Raw genomic sequence first — 18055 nt, 5'->3', positions numbered from 1 at the left:
TTCTGCCGTTGTGGCAGTCCGGGATTTTTTTTATGGTATTGCGGGCGTGCTGTTGTTCAGGTCTGTTGCTGCAGGTTACGTGCCCGTAACCGTTTCGCCCGGACTTCCAGCCACAGGTAAAGCACCAGCGCCAGCAATAACGGCAGGATAAAATAGAGTACCCGGTAAGCGATCAACGCCGCCAGCACGCTGCTGTGACTGATGTTTTCCCCGGACAACAGCGCCAGAAATACCGTTTCAAGCACCCCGACACCTGCCGGAATATGGATGATAACCCCGGCAATACTGCTGATGAGCAGTATGCCAAATACTGCCGGCCAGGCAATCTGTTGTGCCATCAGCAGCCAGATAATTGTCCCCATCACCATCCAGTTTGCGCTGGAAACGACGAACTGGATCAGCGCCATTTTTAGTGAGGGCAACATCAGGCTGTGGCCTTTTATTGTCCATTCGCGTCGGCCAGAGCAGGCGCACAACGCCAGATAGATCATGGCAAAAATCAGCAGTACGAAACCGGTTGTCTGTAAGGTTCTTTCGCCGATAAACCAGCCGGCAGGCACCGGTGTCAGTCCGGAAGCGTACACCATGCCGGCAACCAGTATATAGCCCAGCCAGTTAGTCGTAAGGCTAAGGCTGAAAATGCGGGTAATGGTATTGGTTTGCAGTCCGAGGCGGGAATACAGCCGGTAACGCATAGCAATGCCTCCCACCCAGGTACTGAGTGTCAGATTAAAGGCGTAGCAGATGAAGGAAACCAGCATGACCTGGCGTTTTTGCAGCTTATGGCCGCAGTATGCCTGACCAATCAGATCATACAGGCCGTAGGTCAGATAGCTGATGGTCACCAGCGCCAGCGAACCGAGAATGGCAAAGCGGTTATAACCGACGATGACCTGACAGACTTCCGGCCAGTTCACCTTGCGGGCATAGAGCACCAGCAGCAGGATAACGGCAATAAAAAACAGGGCGGTGAGACCTTTTTTTATCAGCTTCCAGCGTAGCCGGCCCATCAGGATTTAACTCCCGGATTATCGGTGTCAACCCGATCCTGGGTTTCTATCTGTGATTGTTCCGGGGGGGCAACTTCAGCCAGTCGGGGCGTATGTGCCGGTAACCAGCCGGCAATGGCAGGGAAATGGCGTAGAAAATGGAAAACCACCACGTTTTTGCACAGTTGCCAGCCGCTGCGTGCCGGCAGCTGACGTTCATCGACCCGCTGGCAGTCTGCTTGCAGCAGGCGGTTGAGATTTTCGCGTAGCAGTTGATTAAATGCGCGATCGTAAATAAACAGATTGGCTTCCAGATTAAGTGACAGGCTTAACGGGTCGAGATTACTTGAACCCACGGTTGACCAGTTTTCATCCTGCACGGCAATTTTGGCATGCAGAGGCCGGCGGTGATATTCATACACTTCAACGCCGGCGCTGACCAGGTAATTATACAGTAGCCCGGCCCCGACCTTCACAATCGCCATGTCGGGCTTGCCCTGAACAATCAGTCGTACGCGGACGCCGCGTTGCGCCGCCTGGCGCATTTCCCGTAGCAGGTGATAGCCGGGGAAAAAGTAGGCGTTAGCAATAATGACATCCCGGCGCGCACTGCGCAGCATCTCCATATAGCCTTGTTCAATATCATCCCGGTGCTGATGATTATCACGCCAGACAAAACGCGCCTGAGCATCGCCGGCTTGTCGCTGGGTATCCTGAGGCGGCCCCAGCGGCGGCCAGCGGGTGGGGGATTATTCATGGCCGCTTCGGTATAGCCGGCAATATCGTCGACAATCGGACCTTTCACTTTGACGGCGTAATCCTGTTTGGCTTGGGTGCCGAACTCACTTAAATGTTCATAGGAGAAGTTAATACCGCCGACAAAAGCAATATCGTTATCACAGACCACGACTTTGCGGTGCAGACGGCGAAAAAGGTTAGTCCGTACTCCCATAAAAAGCGGCCGCGGATCATAGTAAAGAAAACGCACGCCACTGGCCGTCAGCGTGCTGACGAAGTCGTCAGGCAAACCGGCGCTACCGTAACCATCCACCATCAGGGTAACCCTGACGCCCCGCTGTGCGGCGGCCAGTAACACCTTGTGCAACGCCTTGCCGACTTTATCATTAAACAAAATAAAGGTTTCAATCAGCACCCGTTCGCGTGCGCGTCGGATGGCCGCAAAAACCTGGGGGAAAAACTGCTCGCCATTTTCCAGCAGCCGGATCTGATTCCCTTGTCGCCATGGCATGTTCACAGGGTAATCTCCACAGCCAGCGGCGCATGATCGGAAAGGTGTGACCAGGGGTGAGCCGGTAGCGTGTAGGGATGGCTGATGCCGGCATTGCGTACATAGATACGATCGAGACGCAGCAGTGGAAATCGTGCCGGAAAGGTGCGCGCCGGACGACCCTGGCGACGGCTGAATACCTCATCAAGCCCCGCGTTTTTTTTCAGAATGCTATTTGCCCGCCCCTGCCAGTCATTAAAATCACCGGCAACCACCAGTGGTGCCTGTGGCGGCAAGCGGTTAATGAAGTCGCTCATTATGCTCAGTTGCGCCCGGCGGTGCCTGTCGCGCAGACCAAGATGGACACAAATCACGTGCAGCTGCGGTTGACGCTCAGGAAGCTGGATTGTGCAGTGTAAAATGCCTCTTTTTTCACTGTCGGCTAGCGAGATGTCGTTATTTTGCCAGTGGGTAATCGGAAAGCGCGAGAGCACTGCATTACCGTGGTCGCCTTGTGGGTAAACGGCATTACGGCCATAAGCAAAATCCTGCCACATGGTATCGGCGAGAAATTCGTAGTGGGACTGGCTTGGCCAGTTGGCGATACGCAGGGCATGAAGGCTATGGCTACCCATTACTTCCTGCAGAAAGACAATATCGGCGGAGGTGGCGCGTACGGCATCACGTAATTCGGGCAGTATAAAACGACGGTTGAAACTGGTGAAGCCTTTATGGGTGTTAATCGTCAGGACTTTAAATGAAAACTTTGCATCGTTTTGTGGCATACTGAACGCGCACTCCTTTTCCGCACATGAAAAGTAAAGTGTAGTCTCAGTCACAAAAGCGCGCCGTAGTCTCTGGCTATTTGCGGCTTTTTCCGAAAATTACGTTAGTCTGAGGATGTTGATTGCGACACAGTCGTAAACCACTTGGGCGCTCTTTGTTGGGGCTGCCAGGAGAATCGAGTTTAATGAGATGGTTTAACCGGGTTCAGATAGTTACTGGACAAACCTGCCTGCATATCGTGCTACATCTGGCGCTAATCGCTGCGCTGGTATGGGGATGGCGGCATCAGACGCTGGTGCAGGTCAGCAGCGTGTTGTTAGGGCTGTATGCGCTGATGTTCTGTGCGATGTTACTGACGCAACGTGTGGCCTCTTTACGTCGTTCCGGCGATTTCTTTGAAGATTTCACCACTACCTATTATTTTGGCGCGGCGATGCTGGCGTTATATCTGGTTTCGCACATTGTGCACAACAACCTGCTGTTAGCCTGCCTGGGCTTTGTGGTGCTGGCCGGACCTGCGCTGCTTTCGCTGCTGGCCAAAGACCCTTCGCGGCAGCCGCGGCGTCACCGCTAAAGTGCACAGGTTGCCCCGATGGCATTTAATCAACGTCATCGGGTGAGCCTGGTGGTGGAGAAATAAATCCCCCGTATTACGCGCAATCTGTTACACTGCGCAACGAGCGCACTGTGGTTTGTGCATCTATTCAAGCGTCAGGATATGGTTTCCTGGCGATCACAGTTCCCCCTGAAAACTACGCTGCCATTTGCAGACAGGGCGGATCCGGAGTCAGTCAACTTTATGTCATTTGATTCTCTCGGCCTGAGTGCCGATATTCTGCGTGCGGTGGAAGAGCAAGGTTATCGTGAACCTACGCCGATCCAGCGTCAGGCTATTCCTGTGGTCCTTTCCGGCCGTGATTTAATGGCCAGCGCCCAGACCGGTACCGGTAAGACCGCCGGATTTACCCTGCCGTTGTTGCAGAAACTGCGTGCCAGCGGCGACATGGCAAAAGGCCGTCGGCCGGTACGGGCCTTGATTCTGACACCCACCCGTGAACTGGCGGCCCAGGTGGGGGAAAATGTGCGCGAGTACAGCAAATATTTATCGCTGCGCTCACTGGTGGTTTTTGGTGGCGTCAGCATCAATCCGCAGATGATGAAGCTGCGGGGCGGGGTCGATATTCTGATTGCCACGCCCGGACGGTTGCTGGATCTGGAACACCAGAACGCGGTTGACCTGTCGCAGATTGAAGTCCTGGTACTGGATGAAGCCGACCGCATGCTGGATATGGGCTTTATTCACGACATCCGCCGGGTGCTGGCAAAACTGCCGGCTAAACGCCAGAACCTGCTGTTTTCCGCAACCTTCTCTGATGACATCAAAGCGCTGGCTGAAAAACTGCTGCACAACCCGGCACAGGTTGAAGTTGCGCGTCGTAACACCGCTTCGGAGCAGGTGACGCAGCACGTGCATTTTGTTGATAAAAAACGCAAACGTGAGTTGCTTTCGCTGCTGATTGGTCGTGATAACTGGCGCCAGGTGCTGGTTTTTACCCGCACGAAACATGGCGCTAACCATCTGGCTGAACAGTTAAATAAGGATGGTATCACTGCGGCAGCCATTCATGGCAATAAGAGCCAGGGCGCCCGTACCCGGGCGCTGGCAGATTTTAAAGCCAATACTATACGTGTGCTGGTTGCCACCGACATTGCCGCCCGTGGTCTTGATATTGAAGAACTGCCGCACGTGGTTAACTATGAGTTGCCAAACGTGCCGGAAGATTATGTCCACCGTATTGGCCGTACCGGTCGTGCTGCGGCCACCGGTGAAGCGCTGTCGCTGGTTTGTGTTGATGAGCATAAGCTGTTGCGTGATATCGAACGGCTGCTGAAACGTGAAATTCCGCGCCTTGCTGAGCCAGGGTTTGAACCCGATCCCAGCATTAAAGCCGAGCCTATTGTTAACGGTCGCCAGGGGCGCGGCGGACGAGGGGCGGCTCAGGGGGGTGAACGTCGGGCTAGTCAGGGCGGTGAACGCCGGGGCAGCCGTGACGGTAATTCTGCCAGAAACGACCGGCCACGTGGGGATCGTCAGGGGGGACGTCCACAAACTGAGAGGGCCGCACCGGGTAATGGCCAGCCACGACGTTCACGTCCGCCGCGGCGTAAACCTGCCGGTCAGTCCTGATACGAGCTGCTGACGATGCGCGTTTTGCTGGCGCCGATGGAAGGGGTGCTGGATTCACTGTTACGTGAATTATTAACCAGCGTCAATGACTATGATCTTTGTATCAGTGAGTTTTTGCGCGTGGTTGACCAGCGGCTACCGGTAAAACTGTTTTATCGCCTGTGTCCTGAATTATACCGGGCTAGCCGTACGCCTTCAGGTACCCCGGTACGTGTCCAGCTCCTGGGACAATATCCGCAGTGGCTGGCGGAAAATGCTGCCAGAGCGGTGGAACTCGGTTCCTGGGGAGTGGACCTCAACTGCGGCTGTCCATCAAAGACGGTTAATGGCAGTGGTGGTGGGGCAAGCCTGCTGAAAGATCCTGAGCTGATTTATCGTGCGACACAGGCGATACGCGCCGCCGTACCGTCGCATTTGCCGGTTACCGTGAAGGTACGGTTGGGATGGGATTCTGACGACAGACGCTTTGACATCGCTGATGCGGTACAGCAGGCGGGTGCCAGCGAGCTGGTGGTGCATGGCCGGACGAAAGAAGACGGCTATAAAGCCGAGCGGATTAACTGGGCTGCCATCGGTGAAATCCGTCGGCGTCTGACAATACCGGTCATTGCTAACGGTGAAATCGTTGACTGGCAAAGCGCCCACCGTTGTATGGCAATCAGCGGATGCCATGATGTTATGGTGGGTCGCGGCGCGCTCAACCTGCCTAACCTCAGCAATGTGATTAAGCAAAATGCGCTACCGATGCCCTGGCCGGAAGTTTTACAACTGCTGCATCGTTACGTTCAGCTGGAGAAGCAGGGCGACACCGGTATGTACCACGTCGCCCGCATCAAACAGTGGCTGGGCTATCTGCGAAAGGTTTATTCTGAAGCCAGCGATCTGTTTATGCTGATTCGCGTTATGACTCACTCCGCTGCCATTGCCGTTGCCATTGAAAAAGAGTACGCCCGCCAGATTAGTCGTCAGCCGGTTGTCTGAGTTAGCGTCTGCACAGCTAATTGAGAATAGTTTTAGTGATTGTGCACGAGATCTCTGTGCGGCGGGGGTGTAAGATGGGGAAAAAATAACAGCCTTCCTGTTGGTTTCACTATGACCGTCACCCCGGCGCTGAGCAGCGCACAGCTTAACAAGCGCATTTTTTCTGTGGTTATCTTTACCTTCTTCTGTTATTTGTCGATTGGCCTGCCGCTGGCTGTGCTGCCTGGATACGTTCATCACACCCTGGGATACAGCTCTTTTATTGCCGGCCTGATTATCAGCTTACAATATTTTTCTACGCTGATAAGTCGTCCGCAGGCCGGGCGTTATTCCGATTTACTCGGTCCGAAAAAAGTGGTGTGCGTTGGCCTGTTATTGTGCGGGGCCAGCGGCTTACTTACGCTGCTGGCAATGCTGTTTGCCGCGCGGCCGCTGGTCAGCCTGCTGTTACTGGCGCTGGGCCGGGTACTGCTCGGTTTTGGCGAAAGCCTGACCGCCACTTCATCAATGCTGTGGGGAATTAACCGCGTGGGGACCACGCAGAGCGCCCGCGTTATTTCATGGAATGGTGTGGCAACCTATCTGGCGATGGCAATTGGTGCGCCGCTCGGCGTGCTGCTGAATCAGGCATTCAATATTGCCGGCTTTGCAATACTGATTATGCTAATGGCGATGGTGGGGTTCTGGCTGGCTTCACAACGGCAGGATGTTAATGTCACCGTCGGTGAACGTATCCCCTTTAGCCGGGTTTTTTCCCGTATCTGGCTCTTTGGTTTTTGCCTGGGCCTGGGAACGGTTGGCTTTGGTACTATTGCCACTTTTATTACGCTTTATTTTTCCAGTCACCAGTGGCAGGGTGCCGCGTTTTCTCTGACGTTGTTCAGTCTTGGCTTTATTATGATGCGGCTGGTGTTTAGCGCCGCGATTCCGCGCTTTGGTGGCGCACGGGTTGCGCTGGTTTCGTTTGTTGTTGAAGCACTGGGTTTGCTGATGATCTGGCAGGCCGGCAGCGTCTGGCTGGTGGATATGGGCGCGTTTTTGACCGGGGCTGGTTTTTCGCTGGTGTTTCCCGCACTGGGTGTTGAGGCTATTCGTCAGGTATCACCGCAGAGTCAGGGGGCGGCACTGGGGTTATACTCGGCGTTTCTTGATTTTGGTCTCGGCATAACCGGGCCGCTGGCCGGACTGATGATTGGACACTGGGGGATAGATGCCATATACCTGGCTGCCGCGCTGGTAGTGATGCTGGCCGCACTGCTCACCGCCCGCCTGTGGCGGGCGGTGGCCGGGCATTAATGCGATTTCCCTTGTCGGTTCACAAATGGGTAAATAAGCCGTAGAGACAGGCAGACAGCAGAATTGATACCGGCAGTGTCAGTAACCAGGCAATGGCCAGATTACGCAACGTGGCGGCCTGTAAACCAGAATGATTGGCCGCCATGGCCCCGGCCACCCCGGAAGAGAGGACATGGGTGGTGGAAACCGGCAGTCCAAAGGTATCGGCGGCACCAATTGTGGCCATCGTCACCAGCTCGGCGCTGGCACCCTGCGCATAACTCAGATGAGTTTTCCCTATTTTTTCGCCGACGGTGATCACAATGCGCCGCCAGCCCACCATGGTACCCAGTCCCAGGGCAATAGCGACCACCACTTTGACCCAGAATGGAATATAGCGGGTGGCTTTGTCGAGCTCACTTTTCAGCGCGGTGAGGTTATGCTGTGTTGCGTCATCCAGCCTGACCTGGGGGCTGGTTTTAAGCGTTTTGATTGTTTCAGATGCCAGATACATATCATTACGGGTATTTTGCACCGACCCGGCTGGAATACGATTAACCGAACCATAATGTTGAATTTGCTGGCCAATGGTTGCTGTAAGCTGTGCCAGGGCAGGAATGACCTGTGGATTAAGCACTTCGCTACCGACAAAGGCGGTAAGCACCTGACGGTTGCTGCTGCCAGCGGCGGGTTGCGTTGGTGCATACTGCTGTAACAGTTGCTGGCTGGTGGCGGTGGCAAGTGCCGCCACATGCGGGCTGTCGGAGGGTGGTGTCGACCGGTTCAGCGCATAGGCAATTGGCATGGTACCCACCAGAATCAGCATGATTAGCCCCATTCCTTTCTGACCATCGTTCGAGCCGTGGGCAAATGAAACCCCGGTGCAAGTCAGGATCAGTACTGCACGGATCCAGGCCGGGGGCGGTTTATGGCCTTCAGGTGCGCGATACAGCTGACGATTTTTAACCATCATCTTCATGGCAATCATCAGCAGTGCGGCGCAGAAAAATCCCACCAGCGGTGACAACAGCAAGGCATACCCCACCTTCAGCGCCTGATCCCAGTCAACACCACTGGCACCGCTGCGGCCATTGAGCAGGGCATTGGCCAGCCCGACGCCAATAATCGATCCAATCAGCGTATGTGAAGAAGAGGAGGGCAGGCCGAACCACCAGGTGCCCAGGTTCCAGATAATGGCTGAGAATAACAGCGCGTAAACCATAGCAAAACCCGTCGGGGTACCGGCCTGTAAAATCAGTTCTACCGGAAGCAATGAAATAATGCCGAAGGCGACGGCACCGCTCGACAGCATAACCCCAAGAAAATTAAAAAAGCCTGACCAGAGTACGGCCACCGTTGGCGGCAGGGAATGGGTGTAAATCACAGTGGCCACGGCATTGGCCGTATCGTGAAAACCATTAACAAACTCAAAGCCTAGCGCGATGAGTAATGCCAGTCCCAGAAGTAAAAAAGGCGTATAGCTGGTTACCTGGGTACCAGAGCCGGCAACATCTCTGAACAGGTTGACGCCGGCAAAGGCAATGCCCAGCAGCAGTAACAGCCAGAATATCAGCACTGAAAATCGGCTGTTTTTACGCTGTAACATGGCGACGGAGGAGACGGCGGGGGAACGGTTCTCATAGGGAGTGTCACTCATAAAACCTCTTTACCGATGATGTCAGGTTAAACAGTAAGCCTGTTATCAGGTTTATAGCGGTTGAATGACGGTGATACGCCGCTGCGATGACAACGGCATGACAGTAGCGTCGTTTACCGCCAGATAGCGCGATTCAGCGGTGTCTTTTTGTGGCTAAGGTTGCTGCCGGAAAGCCAAACGTTGTGGGGATGATGACGGGGGCGTGGTGGAAGAAAAGAAGGAACAGGGCGGGCCGCAGACAGCAGAAAGGCCGCCGTAGCGGCCTTTCTGCTACGGAGTAACTTAACCTGCCTGCGGGGTGACGGCGTTACTGTCGCTGGTTTCCGGCTGAGCACTGGCCGGCTGTGGTGTGGCACTGTCGTTTGCCGGGGCGTCAGTGGCCTGTGGTTGGTTGATACCCTGCGGTGTCAACGGTTCTTCTTTAGGCTGCGCGCTGCTGTTTTCTGGCACCGGCACCGGTTGGGCGGCAGTATCGGCACCATTAAGATTTGTTGGCATGCCGCTACGGCGCTGCAGCGCCTGGTCAATCGCCTGGCTGGTAACGCTGTTGTCAGAAATGATTTTATTGACCGCAGCCGGGATCGCAATGGGTACCGGCGCGCGCGAATTGAATTCTTCTTCGTTGGCGGAAAGTGGGTTATGCACTTCTATCCAGCGTGTGCCATCGGGTTCAACGGTGGCTTTGACCGGCTGGTTGATAAACTGCAGCCGGGTGCCGACCGGCACGTTATCAAACAGCCATTTGATATCGTCGGCGCGCAGACGTACGCAGCCATGGCTGACACGCAGGCCAATACCAAAATTGGCATTGGTGCCGTGAACGGCATACAGACGACCGATGTAGAGCGCATAGAGCCCCATCGGATTATCCGGACCGGCTGGCACCACCCTGGGAAGCGGCGTACCGGCAGCAATATATTCCGCATGCATTTTCGCCGTTGGCGTCCAGGTCGGGTTTGCCCGCTTACTTTCCACTTTTGTGGTCCAGTTCATCGGCGTATCTTTACCCAGTTCGCCGATACCGATTGGCAGCACGACCACGGTGTGGGTGCCTTTCGGGTAATAATAAAGACGCATCTCAGCACTGTTAATAATAATGCCTTCGCGTGGTGCGTCCGGCAGAATCAGCTGCTGTGGAATGATCAGTTTCGACCCTGGTTTCGGCAGGTAGACGTCGGTATGCGGATTGGTCTCAAGCATATTGCTGAGGCCCATCTGATACTGCGCAGCAAAGGCTTCCAGCGGTAAGGTATTATCCTGTGGAACGGTGATTTCAAGATTCTCGCCAATAAGGCGACTGTTCGCCGGTGGCAGAGGATATACCACAGCCTGAGCTGTCTGACTGCAGGCCGCCACTACCAGGGCCATGGTGACAATTGCGCGAATGCTTTTTTTCATAATTCTCTGGTTAATCTGTTTAAGGCGGTTAATGGGCAGTCGGACGCCGGGACTGTTCCTGAGGCTGCACATTATATGTTCATTATGAGCTGCGAATAAACCCGCATTTTTCTGCTTTCGTTTAACTTTACCTATTATTTTCACCCGGCGGCCCCGTTTTCGGGCTGACGCCGCGTGAAAAAACGGTGCAGGTGATGATCATGGTTGCCAGAGCGGGTCTGTGCCGTTAAGTTTGCGATTAAGAAAAAAGGCGGCGCTGATCAGGGCCAGATGACTGAGCGCCTGGGGAAAGTTACCCAGCGCAAAGCCCCGTGAATTAAACTCTTCTGCGTAGAGTCCCAGCGGACTGGCGTATTTCAATAGTTTTTCAAACTCAAAGTGCGCTTCGTTAAGGCGGCCGGCGCGTGCCAGACATTCAACATACCAGAAAGAGCAGGCGACAAATGACCCTTCTTCGCCATTCAGCTTGTCTGCCGGCGTCTCTTTGATATTGTAGCGCCGCACCAGACCATCGCTGACCAGATGCGTTTTAATGGCATCCAGCGTTGCCAGCCAGTCCGGGTCGGTGGCACTGACAAAACGAACCAGCGGCATCAGCAGCATTGATGCATCAAGGTACTGACCATGGCGGGTGGAGGTAAAATGGCCGCGTTCGGCATGCCAGAAATTTTGCCAGATATCACTGCGGATAGCGTTACGGGCATCGTTCCAGCGTTGGTAGGGCATCGACAACGAACGTTTTTCCCCCAGACGGATTGCCCGATCGAGCGCAACCCAGCACATTAATCGTGAATGCAGGAAGTGCTCCGGTTCGCCGCGCATTTCCCAGATACCGGCATCGGGTTGCTGCCAGTTTTCGCACAGATAGTCGATCATCCTGCAAACATGACTCCAGCCACGGTAAGAAATGGCTTCACTGTATTTATTCGCAAGATAGATGGCATCCATCAGCTCACCGTAAATATCCAGCTGAGACTGGCGCCAGGCATCGTTACCAATACGTACCGGCCGCGATCCGGCGTAGCCGGTGAGATTATCCAGGGTCGTTTCCTTAAGTTCGGTGCCGCTATCCAGCCGGTACATCACCTGCAGTTTTTCCATCTGCTGATGACTGTTTTCAACGCAACGGGCCACCCAGCCAGTGAAATGCCTGGCTTCATCGACATAGCCGAGGCGCATCAGGGCATACATGCTAAAAGAAGCATCACGGATCCAGGAGGCACGATAATCCCAGTTACGTTCACCGCCAGGCTCCTCCGGCAGCCCGAAGGTGGCGGCGGCGGCGATAGAACCATGCTGCCACGAAGTCAGCAGTTTCAGTACCAGCGCCGAGCGATTGACCGCTTCACGCCAGCGACCCTGATAGGTGCTTTGCTGACTCCAGCGTTGCCAGGCCCGCAGCGTGTCATGAAAACAGCGATCGCCGTTGTCCTGAGCCAGCGCCGGATCGTCGGCGGCACCAAAGATAAATTCGGCGCTTTCGCCGGCTTTCAGGGTAAAACGGGCGGTGGCGAGCTGGCCATCCTGGCTGAGCTTAACCGGCGAGCGCAGACGTAAGGTTGTCTGCTGCGGAGCGGAAAAATCGGCAAAACCGGGTTTCAGGTTGAGGGTTGTTGGCGCACGGGCATAATCATGAACCGGCGCACAACGCAGTGCAATAGTCACTTCGCCTTTAACCGCTTTAATACGCCGGATGATACGGGGCAGGTGATTTTCCTGCTGACAGAGCGGCATATAATCGGTGAGTTCTGCCACGCCTTTTTCCCCCAGCCAGCGGGTCTGAAGAATATTGCTGTCCGGCAGATAAATTTGCTGCTGCCGTGCATTTTCCCAGGTCGGGCTGATGCTGAACAACCCGGCGTTGTCGCTATCGAGTAGTGCGCTGAAAACCGACGGGCTGTCCAGATCCGGCCAGCAAAGATAATCAATGGTGCCATCGCTGGCAACCAGCGCGCAGGTCCGTAAATCGCCAATCACTCCGTGATCGCCAATATGGCGTTTAACCTCATTCATTCCATGCCCCTTACTGCATTACAACGGATATCTCTCCATTAACTATAGCCAGCTGATATGCGGGTGACAGGCTAAAAGTGGCTTTTAGCTTCGGGGAGGTTCATCAGTCCGGCTTACGTCGGGTATTGGCCGTCAGTAGCAGGGCTATGCCAGATGCGATCAGTCGCTGTCCTGCGCATTATTTTTACGGTGGTCGCGCCATAACCAGCGTAAAATTAGCGCGATAATAATCACCAGAACCAGCCAGAAAAGGTACTTCAGCTGCCGGTCGAATTTATGTAACCACGGGCCAATGACTTCGCCACCCAGATAACCGAGTGAGACGAACAGGAGCGCCCAGATAATGGCGCCAAGTACGTTAAGGGGCAGGAAGCGCCTGAGTTTAAGATGGCTGGCACCAATAATGATTGGCCCAACGATGCGTAAGCCATACATAAAGCGTACGCCAATGACAAACCAGGTAGGGTATTTATGGATCAGCCGTTGCGCTTTACGTATTTGCGGCTGATGTTTTTTAAAGCGTCGCAGAATGCGCTCGCCGTAATGACGTCCGACAAAGTAGAGTGCGGTATCACCAATAATCCCGCCAGTAATCGCCACCAGTACCGTCCAGCCGTAATCTAATAACCCTTCATGTGCGGCTACGCCACCAAGCAGTGTGAAGGTTTCACCTTCGGCGATACAGCCGAGAAACAGCGCCAGATAACCATATTGTTCAATAAGCTGGCTGATATTGAAGTGCATCCATCCTCCGTTCGTTCTGCTGTCAGAAAGTCGTTGCGGCCGTTCGGTTTTTTATTCCTTTATTTTAATGACTTAGCACAAAAAACAACCAGACAGACACCTAATCTCTTCACACCATTATACTTAAAGCGTTCCCATCGTGTTGCCGATGGCACAAAACGCAGTCCGCTTTTAGCCTGTAAGGAGTGATGCTATGAACCATGTCTGGGGTTTGCTGGCGCATCCAGGCCGTGAGATGCGCAATATCCAGCAGGAAAACGAAAGCGTTTCACACCATTATATTCATCATGTTCTGCTGCTGGCCGCGGTGCCGGTTATCTGTGCATTTATCGGCACGACACAGCTGGGATGGGATTTGGGCGCGCCGACAAAAGTGCGGCTGGAGGTGCTGAATGCGCTGGCGCTGGCCGTGCTGTTTTATCTGCTGATTCTTGCCGGGGTCGCGGTGATGGGACGGGTGATTTACTGGATGGCGCGTGATTACCCACAGCGGCCAGCGCTCGATCGCTGTACGGTGTTTGCTGGCTATACCGCGACGCCATTGTTTATCAGCGGTATTGTCGCCCTTTACCCGTTGGTATGGCTGTGTGTGTTGGTGGGCGCGCTGGCACTGATTTATACCGGTTATTTGCTGTTTGTCGGCATCCCGCTGTTTCTGAATCTTGATCGCGAGGAGAGCCTGCGTTTTTCCGGTTCGACCCTGGCAATTGGCGTGCTGGTGCTGGAAGTGTTGCTGGCGCTGACCGTTGTTATCTGGGGTTACGGCTATTTACTGATGTAATTCAGCAGGTCACCGTCGGGCGCTGGCCTGCCTGCAGGCTTATCAGGATCATTACGTGGTAGGAAAACCGCAGCAGAAAGGAGTATGATGCGTTGCCAGCCTTTGCCTGGAAGGGAAAGGCTGAGCCTGTCTGATATCCTAATTGATGCTAACCGGTTACTGTCATGCCTGCAAAAAAACGTTTTTCGCTGCTTGCTCTGGCGCTGTTATTTGCAACGCCTGTTTTCTCCAGCTCCACCCTTGCCCGTACTCAACTTGAAGATATTGCCCCGCTGGCACAACCGCAAATTGCTTCCGGCAGTGCGATGGTGATTGATACCCGTAGTGGCAAGGTCTTGTTTGAAAGTCATCCCGACCGCGTTCGTCCGATTGCCTCACTGACAAAACTGATGACGGCGATGGTGGTGCTGGATGCTCATCAGCCGCTGGACCAGATGCTGACGGTTGATATCAGCAATACACCGGAAATGCGCGGGGTTTTTTCCCGGGTAAAACTTAACAGCCAGATCAGTCGCCGAACCATGCTGCTGCTGGCGCTGATGTCATCGGAAAACCGCGCTGCAGCCAGCCTTGCGGCGCACTATCCTGGTGGTTATCAGGCTTTTATCCGTGCGATGAATGCCAAAGCGCAGGCGCTGGGGATGCGTCATACCCATTATGTTGAGCCTACCGGGTTGTCGCTTGACAATGTGTCCACCGCGCGTGATTTGATTAAGCTGCTGCTGGCGACAAAAAATTACCCGTTAATCGGTCAGCTCAGTACCACTCATGAAGAGACAGCGCTATTTACGCATCCGGCTTATCAGCTGCCATTTCGCAATACCAATCATTTAATTTATAACCAAAAATGGACAATTGAGCTGACCAAAACCGGCTTTACCAATGAAGCCGGTCACTGCCTGGCAATGCGGACGGTGATGAACCATAAACCGGTAGCGCTGGTGGTGCTGGATGCGTTCGGTAAGTATACCCACTTTGCCGATGCTAACCGCATTCGTGACTGGATGGAGACCGGAAAAGCGGCACCGGTGCCGGCGGCGGCGCTGAACTATCGCAAAGCAAAAGCCGCGGAGGTGGTCAGTAACCGACGTGCAGGTGCGCTGGCGGTTGAGTAAGCTTTATCTCCGGCGACAGAGGATAACTCTGCCGCCGGCTCAGGAATAGATTAATGCTGCGCCTGCCTGACGTCAGCGGCCTTACGCTGAGCGGGAATTACGTCCACTGCTTATTATTTCCGGGGTGATTTTCGCGCCAGATAGCGGGCGGGTAACCCCCATTATCCGCCGGTCAGTTTCGCCTGCAGCAGGCGGCGAATTGCCGGGCGTGGTGTGCAGTTGGTGGTGGTGGAGCGGACTCTTTTCATTTAATGTGGCACGGCGAAATATGGCGATCGCGTCGCGGCATTTCATTAGCAATTCTTATAGCACTGACCGCCGCGGCGGCATAAACTAGCGCGAAAAATTCAGGCTAATACAGACCTGGTCAGTCTGCTGATTTAAGCAATGGGAAAATAACGCTATGTCCTGGTGGTTAGGTTTTCTTCGGGTATCTTTGCTGGCGCTGCTGACGCTGACGCCGCTGATAACGCTGGCTGATGACGGTGACAGCGTCGCGCAAAGTAGCAAACAGGCGGTTAAGGTCAACCCCGCGGTTGAGCTGCCTAAAATGCAAAAAGTGCTGGATAAAATTAAGCAACAAGTGTCAACGGAAAACGCTGAGGAAAACAGTGAAAGTAAACTCAGCGACCTGAATGATCTGACGCTGCAACTCTCCACCGATGCTGATACCCTGGCCCAGGCTTTGCAGCCGCAAAAAGCCCAGCTGCAAACCCAGCTTAGCGTGCTGGGGCCGGCACCGAAACCCGACAGCGGGGTAAAAGAAACCGCCGAGGTTACCAGTAAACGTAAAAAGCTGGCCGCTCAGATGCAGCAACTCGACGATCAGATTAAACAGGCCGAAGCTATCCGGGTGGGGGCGATTAATCTGTCGACACAAATTGTTAACCTGCGCCGTAATGCGTTAAAAACTCAGCTGGCGCTGAATGCAGGCAGTATCTTCGGCGCCAGATTCTGGGCGCCCTTGTTTAATACCCAGCAGGAAGACAGCAGTAAAATCAGCGATTTTGTTGATGATCTTAAGGCAACAGCCGCGCTTTCCTGGGAACCGGGCTGGCGGCTGGGCACCCTGCTGTGGCTGGTGGCTGGCCTGCTGGTGGCCTCATTTGGTCGCCGTTATACGGAGCAATTTCTCGCCTGGGTTGGCATTCATAAGCTGCCGGAAGGGCGGCTGCGGCGTAGTTTCCTGGCGGCAGCTATCGCCCTGACGACCCTGGCAACTCTGGTTGTTGCTTTCAGCTGTTTTGAAATGGCCTTTATCCGACGTGATGAGGTGGCCGATGGCGTGCGGGATTTTGCCGAGCGGCTGGTGCATCTTAGTATTCTTTGCGGCCTGATTGCCGGACTGGGACGGGCATTTTTGTCCACCCGTCGTCCCTCCTGGCGCCTGCCTTCCATTTCGAATCCGGTGGCACTGGCATTAAAACCGTTTCCGCCCTTTACCGCCGCACTGGTTTTTGTCTTCCAGACCGTTGAAAGTTTTAATATCAGCGCTAACGCCAGCATTAATACCACGGTGCTGGCCAACGGTCTGACCGCACTGCTGATTGGCTGGACCGCGCTGGCTATCAGTTTCCGGACTAACCGCGTACGCCGGCAGATGGTGCAGCAGGGGGAGACGCCGGAAGCGTGCTCAACCCTGGTCGGTCTGATCCAGATGGCAATTACCCTGGTGGGGGTGGCGATTCTGGTGACGCTGGTGATTGGCTATGTCACCCTGGCACGCTTTCTCAGTTATGAACTGGTGTGGTTTGGTATTGTATTTGGTTCGTTTTACATTCTTAGCCAGCTGCTGGTGGATGGCTGTGAAAGCCTGTTTTCTACGCATAACCCCAGTGGTAAACGTATTCAGGCGTCGTTGAATATTGATGAACGCTATCTTGGTCAGGCGGCGTCGCTGCTCTCCGGCGTGGGTAAAACCCTGCTGGTTCTTATGGCGGCAATGGCGGTGCTTAATGGCACCTTCAGCAGTTCGACGCCCATTGAGCTGGTGCAAAAAGCCATTGAGTTCTGGGGAGGCAAGGGGCTGGAATCGCTGGATATCGTGCCGGCTCATGTGGTGAATGCCCTGATTTGTCTGGTGGTCGGGATTTACGCGCTGCGTTCACTGCGCCGCTGGCTGGAATATGATTTCCTGCCTAAAACCTCGCTGGATGTTGGCATGCGGGTGTCGTTAATTACCTTGCTGTCTAATATCGGTTACGTACTGGTTATTTTACTGACGCTGTCAATTATGGGATTACAGTGGAACAAGCTGGCATGGATTGTCAGTGCGCTGTCGGTTGGTATTGGTTTTGGTTTACAGGAAATCGTAAAAAACTTTATTTCCGGTCTGATCCTGCTGACAGAACGGCCGGTAAAAGTGGGTGATCTGGTGAGTATCAGCGGAATTGAGGGCGATATCCGGCGGATTAACGTGCGCGCCACCGAGATTCAGCTGACCGATAAATCGACGGTGATTGTGCCAAATTCGCAGCTTATTTCCCAGAACGTACGTAATGCCACCATGGGAAACGCCCAGGGCGTGGTTACCATTACGCTGACCTTCCCGCTGGATATCGACCCGGCACAGGTCCGTCAGCTGCTGCTGGATGTGTACAGCGAGAATGAGCGCATTCTGGAAACGCCGGAACCGTCGGTTTCCTTTAAGGAGCTGGCACCGTCCGGTATTACTCTCAGCGTGACGGGTAATGTGTCAACACCGCGCCTGGTCAGCGGTGCAAAAAGCGATCTGCTGTTTGATATTCTGACCCGGTTGCGTAAAGAAGGCATTGTGTTATCCGTGCCACAGACCATGATTATTGAACGCCGCGATGGTAGCCTGATGGTGCAGGAAGCGGAGAAAGGAAGCTAATTGCAGAGTGCTGGCAACAGCGTGCGATGACGCTGTTGCCAGCAGT

Annotated in this window: 13 protein-coding genes and 1 pseudogene; 7 read left to right on the top strand and 7 right to left on the bottom strand. The window is 54.3% G+C overall.

Features of this window, described 5'->3' with window-relative positions:
* Positions 1-56: 56 nt before the first annotated feature.
* The 3 genes and pseudogenes from BL249_RS07890 to BL249_RS07880 all read right to left on the bottom strand — a co-directional run bounded on the left by BL249_RS07890 (position 57) and on the right by BL249_RS07880 (position 3002).
* Complete coding sequence (locus BL249_RS07890) at positions 57-1010, bottom strand: lysylphosphatidylglycerol synthase domain-containing protein (protein ID WP_099706994.1); 954 nt, start codon at positions 1008-1010, stop codon at positions 57-59.
* Positions 1010-2244 (bottom strand): annotated as a pseudogene (clsB, locus tag BL249_RS07885) (cardiolipin synthase ClsB). The gene BL249_RS07890 and the pseudogene clsB overlap by 1 nt, the downstream one beginning before the upstream one ends.
* Positions 2241-3002, bottom strand: a complete 762-nt coding sequence (locus BL249_RS07880; RefSeq protein WP_099706993.1) for an endonuclease/exonuclease/phosphatase family protein — start codon at positions 3000-3002, stop codon at positions 2241-2243. Before BL249_RS07880 ends, clsB begins: the two are co-directional and overlap by 4 nt.
* A 185-nt stretch (positions 3003-3187) precedes the next feature.
* Here BL249_RS07880 and BL249_RS07875 point away from each other — a divergent pair, with 185 nt between their 5' ends.
* From BL249_RS07875 to BL249_RS07860, 4 genes are all read left to right on the top strand, one after another.
* Positions 3188-3577, top strand: coding sequence for a YbhQ family protein (locus tag BL249_RS07875; RefSeq protein WP_099706992.1), 390 nt, complete (start codon positions 3188-3190; stop codon positions 3575-3577).
* A 225-nt stretch (positions 3578-3802) separates the two neighbouring features.
* Positions 3803-5191 carry an ATP-dependent RNA helicase RhlE gene (rhlE, locus tag BL249_RS07870; RefSeq protein ID WP_099707121.1) on the top strand — a complete coding sequence of 463 codons (1389 nt, stop codon included), beginning with the start codon at positions 3803-3805 and terminating at the stop codon, positions 5189-5191.
* 15 nt (positions 5192-5206) lie between these two features.
* Complete coding sequence (gene dusC / locus BL249_RS07865; protein ID WP_099706991.1) at positions 5207-6172, top strand: tRNA dihydrouridine(16) synthase DusC; 966 nt, start codon at positions 5207-5209, stop codon at positions 6170-6172.
* A 111-nt stretch (positions 6173-6283) separates the two neighbouring features.
* Positions 6284-7468, top strand: coding sequence for an MFS transporter (locus BL249_RS07860; protein WP_099706990.1), 1185 nt, complete (start codon positions 6284-6286; stop codon positions 7466-7468).
* Between the two features lie 19 nt (positions 7469-7487).
* Here the strand turns inward: BL249_RS07860 and BL249_RS07855 are convergent, their stop codons facing one another.
* From BL249_RS07855 to BL249_RS07840, 4 genes are all read right to left on the bottom strand, one after another.
* Positions 7488-9053: an inorganic phosphate transporter gene (locus BL249_RS07855; protein ID WP_446717720.1), complete on the bottom strand. Its 1566-nt coding sequence runs from the start codon at positions 9051-9053 to the stop codon at positions 7488-7490.
* A gap of 333 nt (positions 9054-9386) precedes the next feature.
* Positions 9387-10502: a L,D-transpeptidase family protein gene (locus BL249_RS07850; protein WP_099707120.1), complete on the bottom strand. Its 1116-nt coding sequence runs from the start codon at positions 10500-10502 to the stop codon at positions 9387-9389.
* Positions 10503-10700: 198 nt separating this feature from the next.
* The gene (locus tag BL249_RS07845) at positions 10701-12515 is read right to left on the bottom strand and encodes a glycoside hydrolase family 15 protein (protein ID WP_099706988.1); all 1815 of its coding nucleotides are present in this window, start codon (positions 12513-12515) and stop codon (positions 10701-10703) included.
* 159 nt (positions 12516-12674) lie between these two features.
* Positions 12675-13259 (bottom strand): DedA family protein, encoded by a 585-nt coding sequence (locus tag BL249_RS07840; RefSeq protein ID WP_099706987.1) that lies wholly within the window; start codon positions 13257-13259, stop codon positions 12675-12677.
* A gap of 193 nt (positions 13260-13452) precedes the next feature.
* Here BL249_RS07840 and BL249_RS07835 point away from each other — a divergent pair, with 193 nt between their 5' ends.
* The 3 genes from BL249_RS07835 (at position 13453) to BL249_RS07825 (ending at position 18009) form a co-directional block, all read left to right on the top strand.
* Positions 13453-14040 carry a Yip1 family protein gene (locus BL249_RS07835; RefSeq protein WP_099706986.1) on the top strand — a complete coding sequence of 196 codons (588 nt, stop codon included), beginning with the start codon at positions 13453-13455 and terminating at the stop codon, positions 14038-14040.
* Positions 14041-14204: 164 nt separating this feature from the next.
* Positions 14205-15155 carry a D-alanyl-D-alanine endopeptidase gene (gene pbpG, locus BL249_RS07830; RefSeq protein ID WP_099706985.1) on the top strand — a complete coding sequence of 317 codons (951 nt, stop codon included), beginning with the start codon at positions 14205-14207 and terminating at the stop codon, positions 15153-15155.
* 403 nt (positions 15156-15558) lie between these two features.
* A complete protein-coding gene (locus BL249_RS07825; protein WP_099706984.1) occupies positions 15559-18009 on the top strand; it encodes a DUF3772 domain-containing protein in 2451 nt (816 codons plus the stop codon).
* Positions 18010-18055: the final 46 nt, after the last annotated feature.

This window comes from Erwinia sp. OLFS4 (assembly GCF_002752165.1).
Taxonomy (GTDB): domain Bacteria; phylum Pseudomonadota; class Gammaproteobacteria; order Enterobacterales; family Enterobacteriaceae; genus Izhakiella.
This window is presented reverse-complemented; position numbering and strand designations above follow the sequence as displayed.